We start from the raw sequence: 12,857 nt of genomic DNA on the forward strand, positions 1-12,857 counted from the left end.
TAGGGACCATCGGAGGATGAGACTCTGGGGGACGATCGCGGTACTGCTCGTGGCGGTGACCGCTTGCGCGGGCGAGGCCGGCGAGCCGGAGGCGACGGCGACGGCCGGGGAATGGTTCTTTCCAGAGCCTGCGACGGTTGCGCTCGCGCCGGACAAGGCAGCGAAGCTGCAGGCGGCGCTCGACAAGATCGTGGCCGACCAGGCCCTCGAGTCGGGCGCACAAGGAGTCACGGCCGCGGTGGTCAACGACCGGTGGATCTGGTCGGGCGCAGCCGGTAAGGACGCCGTCGGTACGCCGCTCCGGCCGACGACCGCGATGGGGGTCGCGAGTATCACGAAAACGTTCGTGGCCGCCGAGATCATGCTGCTGGTGAAGGCCGGCAAGGTCGACCTCGATGCGCCGATCTCGACGTACCTGAAACATCGGCTGACGGAGAACGGCGCGACGGTACGGCAGCATCTGATGATGGCGTCGGGGGTGCCGAACTACCTGCCCGGCGACTACGGCCGGATGGACCAGGCGATCAAGGCCGCGCCGGCCAAGCACTGGACGCCGGAGCAGGCGCTCGCCTACGACTCCGCACCCGTGAGCGCGCCCGGAACCTTCAACTACAGCAACCCCAACTTCCAGCTGCTCGGCCTGCTGATCGAAAAGGTCACCGGTCAACCGCTCGCGACCGTCCTGCGTCGCGACCTCGCCACCCCCGCCGGCCTCGAGCACGCGGCCTTCCAGGACGGCGAGAAGCCGCAGCCGCCGGTGGCCGAGGACACCAATCCGGTCTGTGGCCCGCCGGACGGCTACCTACCGTGCCGCGCCATCGCCAGCCTCTCCGCCGCCAACGCAGGGCTCGCCGCCGACGCTCCGACCGTTGCCCGCTGGGGATACCAGCTGTACTACGGCCACGTCATATCGCAGGACCTCGTCGACCAGATGACCCCAAACATGGGCCAATACGGTCTCGGCACCATGCTCTTCGAGCACAAGTTCCCGCCGCTGCTCCCGTCGTACGGTCACCGCGGTGAGATGCCCGGCTACACCAGCCTGATGGTCGTCGGCAGCAACGTCTCCGTCGCCCTACTGCTTGCTGACGGCAACAAACAGGTCGACACCACGATGACCCAGTTCCTCGCCGCCCTGCAACCCTTGCTCAGCTGACGAATTCGGCACTCAGGCGTCGGCGAGGGCCTCCAGGACTCCTTCGCCGTACTTGGCGAGTTTGTTCTCGCCGATACCGCTGATCGTGCCGAGCGCGGACAGTGTGGTGGGGAGGTCGATGGCGATCTGGCGCAGGGTGGCGTCGTGGAAGATGACGTAGGCGGGGACGCCTTGTTCCTTGGCGACGGCGGCGCGCCAGGTGCGGAGGCGCTCGAAGACCGGGGCGAGCTCGGCGGGGAGGTCGGCGGCGGCGGACTTCTTGCCGCTACTGGAGCGGGACTTGGACTTGGTGCGCTCGGGCTCGCGGCGCATCATCACGTCGCGGCGGCGGCCGAGGACGTCGGCACTGTCTTCGGTGAGGACGAGCGTGCCGTAGTCGCCTTCGACGGTGAGCAGGCGCAGCGCGAGGAGCTGGCGGATGACGCCGCGCCACTCGGTGTCCTTGAGCTCGGTGCCGATGCCGAAGACGGACAGTTGGTCGTGGCGGAACTGTTTGACCTTCTCGGTCTCCTTGCCGAGCAGGATGTCGATCAGCTGGCCGGCGCCGAACTTCTGGTTGCGCTCGTGCTGCAGGCGGTAGACGGCCGAGAGCAGCTTCTGTGCGGGGATCGTGCCGTCCCAGGACTCGGGCGGCGTGTTGCAGGTGTCGCAGTTGCCGCAGGCGTCGCCGTGCTGACCGAAGTAGGCGAGGAGTTGGGAGCGGCGGCACTGCACGGTCTCGCAGAGCGCGAGCATCGCGTCGAGGTGCGCGCTGAGCCGGCGCCGATGCGCGAGGTCGCCTTCCGAGGTGTCGATCATCTTGCGTTGCTGGACGACGTCCTGCAGGCCGTAGGCCAGCCAGGCGGTCGACGGCAGGCCGTCACGCCCGGCGCGACCGGTCTCCTGGTAGTAGCCCTCGACCGACTTCGGCAGATCGAGATGGGCGACGAACCGGACGTCCGGCTTGTCGATCCCCATCCCGAACGCGATGGTAGCGACCACGACCAGCCCGTCCTCCCGCAGGAACCGGGACTGGTTCTGAGCGCGGACCCGGCTGTCGAGCCCGGCGTGGTACGGCACTGCTTCGATCCCGTTCTGGGTCAGGAAGGCCGCGGTCTTCTCGACGCTGTTGCGGGACAGGCAGTAGACGATGCCCGCGTCCCCGGGGTGCTCGGTGCGCAGCAGGTCGAGGAGCTGACGCTGCGGGTTGTCCTTCGGCACGATCCGGTAGTGGATGTTCGGCCGGTCGAAGCTCGCGACGAAATGCTTCGCCTCGGTCAGGTTCAGCCGGGTCGCGATCTCCTGGTGGGTCGCCTCGGTCGCGGTGGCGGTCAACGCGATCCGCGGTACGTCGGGCCAGCGCTCGTGCAGCTCCGACAGCATCAGGTAATCCGGCCGGAAGTCGTGGCCCCACTGGGACACGCAGTGCGCCTCGTCGATCGCGAACAGCGCGATCTTGCCCTGGTCGAGCAGCCGGACGGTCGCCTCGACCCGCAACCGCTCGGGCGCGAGGTAGAGCAGGTCGAGCTCACCGCTCAGAAAGGCTTGCTCGACTTCACGCCGCTGCTCGAAATCCTGCGTCGAGTTCAGGAAGCCGGCCCGGACACCGAGCGCGGTCAGCGCGTCCACCTGGTCCTGCATCAGCGCGATCAGCGGCGAGATCACCACACCCACACCGGCCCGGACCAGCGACGGGATCTGGTAACACAGTGACTTGCCGCCGCCGGTCGGCATCAGCACCAGTGCGTCCCCGCCGCCGATGACGGTGTCGATGATCTCGCCCTGCTGGCCGCGAAAAGCGTCGTACCCGAAGACACGGCGCAGGACATCGAGAGCTTCGCTGGGCAGTTCGTTGGGCAGAGCGTCAGGTGTTTCCGTCACCCCGCGATTCTAGGCAGCTCCCGAACGCCGAATCGCCGGAAACGGCTTACTCGCCCGCATACGTTCCGATACTCCACAGATTCCCTTCCGGATCCCGGACGGTGAAGCCGCGCGATCCGTAGTCGCTGTCCTGCAGCCCTCGTACGACGATTGCTCCGGCTCCGACCGCTCGTCCGATCAATGCGTCCGGGTCATCGTGCACGAGGTACACGGACTGAGCCTGGTCCGCGAGCATGGTGAACTCGTTCGGCTCGGACCGCGCATCCGTCGAGCTCACCATCACCCCGCCTCCGGCCGGCCAGAGCAATTCGGCATGGGCGACTGAACCATTGCCCGCGCCCGGGTATGACGCGACCAGCTCGAAGCCGAGTCCTTCGGTCAGGAACTGCAGTGCGGCTCGCCCGTCGAGGTACACGAGTGTCGGCCAGACGCCGACTGTCTTCGTCAGTGAGGTCATACCCCTCACTGTGCCGCCACCAGGCTGTCGGGGTCTTGAACGTTTGGGAGCTCCTCCGCGATCCACTGCCGCGGCGAGCACCCGGCGATCGCCTGCCACTCCCGGGTCAGATGCGCCTGATCGGCGTACCCGAGCTCGGCGGCCAGGTCGGCAAGCCGCAGCCCAGGGCGCCGCCGCAGCCGTGCGACTGCCTGCTCGAAGCGCAGCACCCGCGCCGCCACCTTCGGCGCGAGGCCGAACTCGGTGGTGAAGCGATCAGTCAGATGCCGCCGGCTCCACCCGACCTCGGCCGCGAGCTCCTGCACCGCGACCGCACCCCGGGTCTCTCGCAGCCGCCGCCAGGCCCAGTCCACCTCAGCCCGTACGCCGTTGGCCGGGGGAGCGGCCCATCGCCGGAGCAGCGCGCGCTCCACCTGATCGAACCGCGACTCCCAGCTCGGCGCTTCACGGAGCTGTTCGACCAGCCGGTGTGCCGACGGCCCGAGAAACTCGTCCAGCTCGACCACCTGCCACGCCAGTTCACCAGGCGGCAGCCCGAACAACGCGCGCGACCCAGCCGGAGTGAGCGCCAACTGAACACCCGACCGACTCGGCGACCCACCGACGTGCACAGCCCGCGAATGCAGTCCGCCGACACCAGCGTCGTACTTGCCGGGCGATTCGCCCGGCCACGCGATCCCGATCGGCTCGTCCATCGTGATGACGAGGGTCAGGTACTGCGAGGGCAGCCCGCGATGCAGCGCGGGCGGCTCACCGTCGTACGCATAGCCGCTGAGGTCGCCGACGAACGGGCGCAGGGCGGGGTGGACCGCACGATGAACATGCGTGAACCCGGCCATGAACCCAGGCTAGATCGGCCCACCGACAAGAACCATGCATCCGCCATCCGGGACCAGCGTTTCGGCATCCGGACGACGAGTGGCACCATGGACGGAGTCGTTCGCAGCTCGAGTGTTGGAGATTGACGTGCCTGATCTGAGGTCCCGTACCGTCACCCACGGCCGCAACATGGCGGGCGCCCGCGCCCTCATGATGGCCTCCGGCGTCGATCGCGGGGACTTCGGCAAACCGATCATCGCGGTCGCGAACAGCTTCACCGAGTTCGTGCCGGGGCACACGCACCTGGCGCCGGTCGGCCGGATCGTCTCCGAGGCGATCCACGCGGCCGGCGGGATCGCGCGCGAGTTCAACACGATCGCCGTCGACGACGGGATCGCGATGGGCCACGGCGGCATGCTCTACAGCCTGCCCTCGCGGGACCTGATCGCGGACTCCGTCGAGTACATGGTCGAGGCGCACTGCGCGGACGCGCTGATCTGCATCTCGAACTGCGACAAGATCACCCCGGGCATGCTGATGGCCGCGCTGCGGCTGAACATCCCGACCGTGTTCGTCTCCGGCGGACCGATGGAGGCCGGCCGGGCGACGCTGGTCGACGGGACCGTGCGCAAGCTGGACCTGATCGACGCGATGTCCGAGGCGGTCAACGAGAACGTCTCCGACGAGGACATCGCGCGGATCGAGGAGAACGCCTGCCCGACCTGCGGTTCCTGCTCGGGCATGTTCACCGCGAACTCGATGAACTGCCTGACCGAGGCGATCGGGCTGTCGCTGCCCGGCAACGGCTCGGTGCTGGCGACGCACACCGCCCGCCGGGCCCTGTACGAGAACGCCGGCCGCACGGTCGTCGAGATCACCAAGCGGTACTACGACACCGACGACGAGACCGTGCTGCCGCGCAATGTCGCCTCGCGCGCCGCGTTCGAGAACGCGATGGCGCTCGACATCGCGATGGGCGGATCGACGAACACGATCCTGCACCTGCTCGCCGCCGCCCAGGAGGCCGAGGTCGACTTCGACCTCGACGACATCAACGCGGTCTCGCGGCGGGTGCCGTGCCTGGCGAAGGTCGCGCCGAACGTCGCGCCCGGCGGCACGTACTACATGGAGGACGTGCACCGCGCCGGCGGCATCCCGGCCATCCTCGGCGAGCTCTACCGGGCCGGCCTGCTGAACGAAGACATCCACACCGTGCACAGCGCCTCGATGGGGGACTGGCTCAAGAACTGGGACGTGCGCAGCGGTTCGCCGTCCGCCGAGGCCGTCGAGCTGTGGCACGCGGCACCGGGTTGCAAGCGGTCGGCGACGGCCTTCTCGCAGTCGGAGCGCTGGGACACGCTCGACACCGACGCGGCCGGCGGCTGCATCCGCGACCTGGAACACGCCTACTCCGCCGATGGCGGCCTGGCGGTGCTCAAGGGCAACCTCGCCGTCGACGGCTGCGTCGTGAAGACGGCCGGCGTGGACGAGTCGATCTGGACCTTCCAGGGTCCCGCGGTTGTCTGTGAGTCGCAGGAGGAAGCGGTCGAGAAGATCCTGGCCAAGAAGGTCCAGCCGGGCGACGTCGTCGTGATCCGGTACGAGGGCCCCAAGGGCGGACCGGGGATGCAGGAGATGCTCTACCCGACGTCGTTCCTGAAGGGCCGCGGCCTGGGCAAGGTCTGCGCCCTCGTCACCGACGGCCGCTTCTCCGGCGGTACGTCGGGCCTGTCGATCGGGCACGCCTCACCGGAAGCGGCCTCGGGTGGCACGATCGCGCTCGTCCAGGACGGCGACCAGATCCGGATCGACATCCCGAACCGCTCGATCGAGCTGCTGGTCGACGACGCCGAGCTGGACGCCCGCCGTACGGCGCTGGGCGGGGTCTACGCGCCGAAGGCTCGCGAGCGGAAGGTGTCGCAGGCACTGCGTGCGTACGCCGCGATGGCGACGAGCGCCGACAAGGGCGCCGTACGGGACGTCACCAAGCTGGGTTAGACCAGTCGGGCCAGAGCCGCTTCCGACGCACTGCCGGGAGCGGCCTGGTACACGATGATCACCTGGTCCTCGGAGCCGCCGACGGTCAGCGCTTGACGCCGTACGGCGAGCTCGCCGACGACCGGGTGCGCGAAGCGCTTGAGTTCATCGCGGGACGGCCGGGCGTCGTGCTGTACCCACAAGGTGTGGAAGTCGGCGTCGGTCTCCAGTTCGGCGATGAGCTGGGCGGTGCGCGGGTCATGCGGGTCCGCCTCGGCGCGCAGGGCCGCTGCGGTCTGAGCGGCGATCGTCGGCCAGTCCGGGAAAAGCTCGCGCGTCCTTGGGTCGAGGAACATGTCCCGAGCCAGGTTGTGTCCCGGCTCGTACATCGGTGCGAGTGCGCGCGCCCACTTGTTGGCTGCCAGTACGTCGAAGCGTCGGTTCCGCACGTACGCGGGGGTGTGGGACCACGTGTCGAGCAACTGGTGGAGGTCTTCGGAGACCGCGGTGTCGGCGGGCCGTTCGGGATCCGGATCGGCGAGCGAGTACAAGTACGCCGAGGTGTCGGCATCCAGCTCCAATGCCCGCGCGAGCGCTCGCAGTACCTGCGGCGACGGATTCTGATCGACGCCTTGTTCCAGGCGGGTCAGATAAGGCTCGCTGATACCGGCGAGCCGAGCGAGCTCGTCGCGGCGGAGCCCGGGAACCCGGCGGCGGGTCGAGCTCGGCAGGTCCGCACGGGCGGCCGGCACCCGGGCCCGGCGGGCCTTCAGGAACTCACCCAGCACGTTCTCGGCGACCACCTTCGCAGGGTAACCCTGCCGGGGTGCTGGTTGCCGAACGCCCGAAGTCAGAGGGTCGAGACATGACAAAGACCTGGTTCATCACCGGCGCGTCCCGCGGCTTCGGCCGGATCTGGGCGAGCGCCGCCCTGTCTCGCGGCGACCGCGTCGCCGCCACGGCTCGCACCGTCGAGTCCCTCCAGCCGCTCGTCGACCAGTACGGCGATGCGCTGCTGCCGCTCCGGCTCGACGTGACCGATCGGGGTGCCGCGGCAACCGCCGTACGGGAGGCTGTTGGTGCTTTCGGCCGGCTGGATGTGGTGGTGAACAATGCGGGCTACGGCCTGTTCGGGATGGTCGAGGAGATCACCGAGGCGCAGGCCCGTGCGCAGCTCGACACCAATCTGCTCGGGCCGTTGTGGGTGACGCAGGCCGTGCTGCCGTTCCTGCGAGCCCAGGCGAGTGGGCACATCCTGCAGGTGTCCAGCCTCGGCGGGCTCGCCGCGTTTCCCACACTCGGGCTGTACAACGCGTCCAAGTGGGGCCTGGAGGGCCTGAGCGAGGCGCTCGCCCAGGAGGTTGGTCCGCTCGGCATCCACGTCACGATCGTTGAGCCGGGCCCCTATGGGACCGACTGGTCCGGTGCGTCGGCGGATCACGCCGAGCCGATCTCGGCGTACGAGCCCATCCGTGAGGCGCGGCGCGCGGGTGCCACCGCGCGTGCTCCGCAGGACCCGCAGGTGACTGCGGATGTCATCCTCGAACTGGTCGACACCGACGAGCCGCCGCTGCGGTTGTTCCTTGGCGAGTACCCGTATCCGGTGGTCGAGGCGGCTTATCGGCAGCGCCTCGAGACCTGGGACGCCTGGCGTCCTCTCGCGACCAAGGCTTAGATCTCCAGGTCGAAGGCGAGGCTGATCGCCTCGGCCAAGGCCGGCTCCTGGTCGGGGTACAGATAGCCGATCAGGCGGCCCAGGTGCGCCTTCGGGATGGTCTGAATGTTGTCGCAGGAGATCGCACTCGGATGGTCGAGCCCGTTCTGCGGGCCGACCAGCACCTCGGTGGAGAGCCCACGGATCGTGCTGGTGATCGGGGCGACCGTCACGTTGGTCAACCGCGGCCGGATCAGCTCGCGGGTCAGCACGACAACAGGCCGCGGCTTGTCCAGCCGGGCGATGTGCAGCGGACGCATCTCAGTCCAAGTCGCTCAACGCGGTCCCGGCCGCCGCCGACGCCATCCCGTCGAACTCCGGATAGTCACCGTGCTCGGCCAGAATCGCCAGATCGCGCGCCGCCAGCTCCCGCCGCCGCTCACGCTCCATCGCCCGGGCCACCACCGATGCCCGGCTCGTCGCCTTGTCGGTCGCCACGAGCTGGTCCATGAAGTCGACCAGTTCGTCGGGCAGCCGCACTGTGATCTGCTTGCTCATACCAAAACCATACCGTGGTGGGATGGGTTGTGGTAGGGGTGTGAATCCCACCCGTGCGGCGCGGGAGGCTTTGCCCACCCGAGCCGAGTGGGTGGTGACCGCGGCCGGTCGGCTGATCCGCCCGGCGGTGGTGTCCGGCGGCGGGTAGAAGACGCTGACCGACCGACGGTGGGGGCCAGCAGCAGGCGCGCGGACCCATCGACCGATGACGGTGAGCGATCGCCGCGGCGGATCGAGTGGCAAGGGAACGGGGTCCGGGGCCTCAGTTGGGCGACATGCTGGACCAGCTGAGCTCGGTCGCGGGCAGCGACGGGAGCGCGGTGATCGCCGAGAGCTCGGCGTCCAGGAAGCCGACCAGCTGGGTCAGGCGGTTCGTGGTGTCGGTCGCCTCGAGGAGCTTCTGGCGGTCGGGTGTCAGCAGCGTCATCGCGGCCGACATCAGGTACGACAGCGTGCTCGGATCATCGGGGAGGTCGCCGAGATGCAGTCCCGGCCGGCTGATCGCCGACACGGCTTCGGCGTACCGGCGGAAACGCGCGACGGCGATCGTGGCCGCGCCGAGCGGGTCGTCGCCGAGCTCCTCGTCGATCCACTCGACGTCGGCGACCAGGTAGTCACCACCGCCGTCGAGCTCGGCCACCTTGAACCGGTGACTGCCGGTGAGCGTGATCTCGACCGGACCGTCGTCGTCGGCGTCCAGCCGGATCTCGGAGATGGTCGCAGAGCATCCGGTGCCGTAGAGCGACCGGAAGACGCGCTCACCCAGCTCGTAGCCGTCCCGGACCGCGAGCGCGCCGCACATCATCTCGCCGCCGTTCTCGACCAGATCGCGGATCACCGCGCGGCCCTGGACGTCGGTGACCGGGATCGGAAGCACCAGCCCAGGGAAGATCACCGTGTCGACAGTGAGCAGGGGCAGGCGGGAGTCCATACCAGCGAGCCTAGGGCATCCGGCCAGGAGTACGTCGTTGTTCGCGTGCGCAGCGTTCGCTTGCCGTGTGCGTCTCAGCAGGTGTACGCCGACCGGCGTCACCTAGGAGGAAACAAATGCGAAGCAGAGGGAGGCCGCTGCTGATCGGCGGCGCGCTGCTGGGGCTCCTGCTGGCCGGAGTGTCCGGGCCGACCGCCACCGCGGGCCGGACTCAGCCAGGCGCACCTGCCGGAGTCACGAAGCTACAGGCCGGGCAGGTGACCCTGCTGACCGGCGACCGCGTGACGGTCGACGAACAGGGCGCCGTACGGACGGTTCCCGGACCGAACCGCAAGGTGGGCTTCGAGCAGAAGCGGGTCGGCAAGAAGCTGTACGTGATCCCGTCGGACGTCTCGGCCGCGGTCGCGGCAGGCAAGCTCGACCGGGCCCTGTTCGACGTGGCCGGCCTCATCCGGCAGAAGCTCGACGACGCCTCGACCAAGGAGGTTCCGCTGCTGGTCGGGTACGACGGCAAGGCGAAGGCGCGGCCGTTCGCCGCCGCCACGATCGAGCGCCGGCTCCCGGCGATCAACAGTGTGGCGCTGAGGGTCGCCAAGCGCGACGCAGCGAAGTTCCTCCCGCAATTGTCCGGGGCCGGCGTCGGCAAGGTCTGGCTGGACGCCCGGTACCGGCCGACGCTGGACAAGTCGGTCCCGCAGATCGGCGCACCGGCCGCCTGGCAGGCGGGCTTCACAGGTACCGGCGTCTCGGTCGCAGTGCTCGACACAGGTATCGACTCCGAGCACCCCGATCTGAAGACCCAGGTGGCCGGCCGGAAGAACTTCACCGACGAGCCCGACCGCGACCTGGTCGGCCACGGCACCCACGTGGCGAGCACGCTCGCGGGCACCGGCGCCGCATCAGGTGGCAAGTACCGCGGGGTCGCGCCGGGCGCCCGCCTGTACGACGGCAAGGTGTGCGCCGAGTTCGGCTGCCCGGCGTCGTCGATCCTGGCCGGGATGGAGTGGGCGGCCACCGAGGTCAAGGCCAAGGTCGTCAACATGAGCCTCGGCGGCGACGCCGGGCCGGAGATCGACCCGATCGAGGCGGCCGTCGCACGGCTCACCGAGCAGACCGGCACACTCTTCGTGATAGCTGCCGGCAACAGCGGCGAATTCGGTCCCGGCACGATCGAGTCACCCGGGCGGGCGGCCGCCGCGCTGACCGTCGGCGCCGTCGACAAACAGGATCAGCTGGCGGCTTTCTCCAGCCGCGGTCCGTTGCCGGACGGCACGATGAAGCCCGACCTGACGGCTCCAGGGGTCGCGATCATGGCCGCCCGCGCCGCCGGGATCAGCTCCGGCGACGGCGACTACCTGAGCGCCGACGGTACGTCGATGGCCACGCCCCATGCCGCCGGTGCGGCGGCGCTCCTCGCCCAGCAGCATCCGGACTGGAAGGCCGCTCGGATCAAGAGCGGACTGATGTCCGCCGCGAAGCCACTCTCCGGCCAATCCGGTGACGAGCAAGGGACAGGCCGGCTGGACGTGGCGAACGCAGTCGCGTTTCCGGTGGTTGCCGAGACGGGGTCGCTGTACTTCGGCAAAGCCGTCTGGCCGCACGGCGACGACGAGCCGATCACCAAGAAGGTGGCCTTCCGCAACGACGGCGACCAGCCGGTCGAGCTCACCCTCAGTACGACGCTCCTGGGCCCAGGCGACCAGCCGGCGCCGGACGGCATGGTCGAACTGGGCGCTGCCAAGCTGATCGTCCCGGCCCACGCGACGGCCGATGTACCTGTCACGGTGAACACCCGCCTCGGACCGGACGGCCGCTTCAGCGGCCAGGTCACCGGCAAGGCAGGCGACCGGACTGTCACCGCGTCGATCGCGGTCGACAAGGAGATCGAGAGCTACAACCTCACCGTCGAACACCTCGGTCCGGACGGGAAGCCGTCACCGGCGATGACGACGTACCTGGGCAGCGACAGCTGGGAGTCTCAGTACCTACAGGACCCCAGCGGTACGACGACGGTCCGTGTCCCCAAGGCGAAGTACGTGCTCGACAGCAAGCTGGAGCTCGGGACCAACACCTACCTGATGGTCCAGCCGTTGCTCGAGCTGACGGCGGACACCACCGTGGTGATGGACTCCCGGCTCGCGCGGCCGCTGCAGATCTCCGCCCGGTCCGCCGATGCGGCGCTGGTTTCCGGCGCGGTCGGACTGCGGATGAGCGACGACTGGCGTGGCAGCACCTGGTACGAGTTCACCGGTCCGGCCGGCGTGTTCACCGCTCAGATCGGGTCGGCGCGTGCGGAGGACACCGGGTTCGTCGCGACGATCTGGGCGCGCCGGAACGCGGCCGGCAGGTTGGACAATTCGCCGTACCTGCTGAGCTCGGCCGATGTCTTCCGGGGCCGGTTCCCGACCGGCTTCCAGCGCGTCCTGGACCCGGCGGCGATGATCCCGGTGGACCAGACGATCCTGGCCACCTCGAACCGGCGGGCCGAGGTCTACATCACCGGCCGCCTCGGGCTCTACGCGGCAGTCGACTACGACCTTCCGGCCCGTCGCCGCGTGTTTCACGACGCCGTGCCCGACGATCTCGGCGGCGTGAGCTACACGGGAGTCGGCGAGTTCGATCCGGGCCCTGAGCGGATCCAGCGGACCGACGTGAACCACATCAATCCCCGGTACCAGGCCGGCCGGCGCTACCAGGAGCAATACAACGCGGCGGTCTTCGCACCCAGCTCCGGCCTGGCGCTCCGGCTGGACGACTTCCTCCAAATCCGGCAGAGCCCGTTGGCCGACGCCGCCGACCGCTCTTTCGGCGGTAGCTACCAGCAGCACGTCGCGAACAGCAAAAGCACGAAGCTCTTCCGCGACGGCCGGCTGGTCGCGAGTGACGACAGCGAGTTCGGGAACCTCAACGTGGGCGGGTTGCCGGCCGGAGAGGCGACCTTCAAGCTCGTCAGCACGATGGATCGGACGTCGATCTCCCGCCTGACCAGCAAGCTGGAGCACGTCTGGACGTTCCGGACCTCCGCGGCGACCAGCGATGCGCAGTGGTTGCCGATTCTGGCGATCCGGTTGGCGCCGGAGGTGAACGACCGCAACGTGACGCCGCGGCGGCCGGTGACGACCGTGCCGGTGCACATCAGGCCGCCGTTCAAGGGCAGCAGCGAGTACGACGAGTCGGTGCTGGCCGGGATCCAGCGGGTTTCGATCGAGTACCAGGCGGGGGCCGGGGCGCCGTGGCGATCTGCCAAGGTCGTTCGGAAGGCCGCCGGCCGGTACGTTGCGGCCTTCCCGACGCCCAGTGGTGAGTCGGTCTCCCTGCGGGCGACGGTGGTCGACGCCGCCGGCAACATCACCGAGCAGACCGTGACGGACGCGATGCGTTACCGCTGAGCGGCTCCTGGTCCGGCCGGGTTGTGGATACCGGTCGGGCCAGGGGGCGGCGTCCA

11 protein-coding genes are annotated in these 12,857 nt (G+C 69.2%); 4 read left to right on the forward strand and 7 right to left on the reverse strand.

The features are described 5' to 3' along the window. Positions 1-16 precede the first annotated feature (16 nt). Positions 17-1,156 carry a serine hydrolase domain-containing protein gene (locus ABZS29_RS38270; protein ID WP_355469952.1) on the forward strand — a complete coding sequence of 380 codons (1,140 nt, stop codon included), beginning with the start codon at positions 17-19 and terminating at the stop codon, positions 1,154-1,156. Between the two features lie 12 nt (positions 1,157-1,168). On the opposite strand, the gene recQ is transcribed toward ABZS29_RS38270, so the two are convergent. Genes recQ through ABZS29_RS38285 form a run of 3 tightly spaced genes read right to left on the reverse strand, consistent with a single transcriptional unit; the run spans position 1,169 to position 4,312 of the window. Next, positions 1,169-3,016 carry a DNA helicase RecQ gene (gene recQ, locus ABZS29_RS38275; RefSeq protein ID WP_355469954.1) on the reverse strand — a complete coding sequence of 616 codons (1,848 nt, stop codon included), beginning with the start codon at positions 3,014-3,016 and terminating at the stop codon, positions 1,169-1,171. Between the two features lie 46 nt (positions 3,017-3,062). Beyond that, on the reverse strand, positions 3,063-3,473 hold the full coding sequence (locus ABZS29_RS38280; RefSeq protein ID WP_355469956.1) for a VOC family protein: 411 nt from the start codon (positions 3,471-3,473) through the stop codon (positions 3,063-3,065). A 5-nt stretch (positions 3,474-3,478) separates the two neighbouring features. After that, a complete protein-coding gene (locus ABZS29_RS38285; RefSeq protein ID WP_355469958.1) occupies positions 3,479-4,312 on the reverse strand; it encodes a helix-turn-helix domain-containing protein in 834 nt (277 codons plus the stop codon). Between the two features lie 127 nt (positions 4,313-4,439). Between ABZS29_RS38285 and ilvD the strand changes: the two genes are divergently transcribed. Next, positions 4,440-6,290 (forward strand): dihydroxy-acid dehydratase, encoded by a 1,851-nt coding sequence (ilvD, locus tag ABZS29_RS38290; RefSeq protein ID WP_355469960.1) that lies wholly within the window; start codon positions 4,440-4,442, stop codon positions 6,288-6,290. On the opposite strand, the gene ABZS29_RS38295 is transcribed toward ilvD, so the two are convergent. Continuing rightward, a complete protein-coding gene (locus tag ABZS29_RS38295) occupies positions 6,287-7,072 on the reverse strand; it encodes a helix-turn-helix transcriptional regulator (protein WP_355469962.1) in 786 nt (261 codons plus the stop codon). The two genes, ilvD and ABZS29_RS38295, sit on opposite strands and share 4 nt — an antisense overlap. Before the next feature lie 62 nt (positions 7,073-7,134). Between ABZS29_RS38295 and ABZS29_RS38300 the strand changes: the two genes are divergently transcribed. Then, positions 7,135-7,944 (forward strand): SDR family oxidoreductase, encoded by an 810-nt coding sequence (locus ABZS29_RS38300; RefSeq protein WP_355469964.1) that lies wholly within the window; start codon positions 7,135-7,137, stop codon positions 7,942-7,944. Here the strand turns inward: ABZS29_RS38300 and ABZS29_RS38305 are convergent. The 3 genes from ABZS29_RS38305 to ABZS29_RS38315 form a co-directional block, all read right to left on the reverse strand. Further along, positions 7,941-8,243 (reverse strand): type II toxin-antitoxin system PemK/MazF family toxin, encoded by a 303-nt coding sequence (locus tag ABZS29_RS38305; protein WP_355469965.1) that lies wholly within the window; start codon positions 8,241-8,243, stop codon positions 7,941-7,943. The two genes, ABZS29_RS38300 and ABZS29_RS38305, sit on opposite strands and share 4 nt — an antisense overlap. A gap of 1 nt (position 8,244) precedes the next feature. Next, on the reverse strand, positions 8,245-8,481 hold the full coding sequence (locus ABZS29_RS38310) for a YlcI/YnfO family protein (protein WP_355469967.1): 237 nt from the start codon (positions 8,479-8,481) through the stop codon (positions 8,245-8,247). 262 nt (positions 8,482-8,743) lie between these two features. Beyond that, positions 8,744-9,412 (reverse strand): LON peptidase substrate-binding domain-containing protein, encoded by a 669-nt coding sequence (locus ABZS29_RS38315; protein ID WP_355469969.1) that lies wholly within the window; start codon positions 9,410-9,412, stop codon positions 8,744-8,746. A gap of 116 nt (positions 9,413-9,528) precedes the next feature. Between ABZS29_RS38315 and ABZS29_RS38320 the strand changes: the two genes are divergently transcribed. Continuing rightward, entirely contained in the window at positions 9,529-12,801 is a 3,273-nt protein-coding gene (locus ABZS29_RS38320; RefSeq protein WP_355469971.1) for a S8 family serine peptidase, read from the forward strand. The last annotated feature ends 56 nt before the right edge of the window (positions 12,802-12,857 follow it).

It is taken from the genome of Kribbella sp. NPDC005582 (assembly GCF_040605415.1).
In the GTDB taxonomy this organism is placed as follows: Bacteria; Actinomycetota; Actinomycetes; order Propionibacteriales; family Kribbellaceae; genus Kribbella.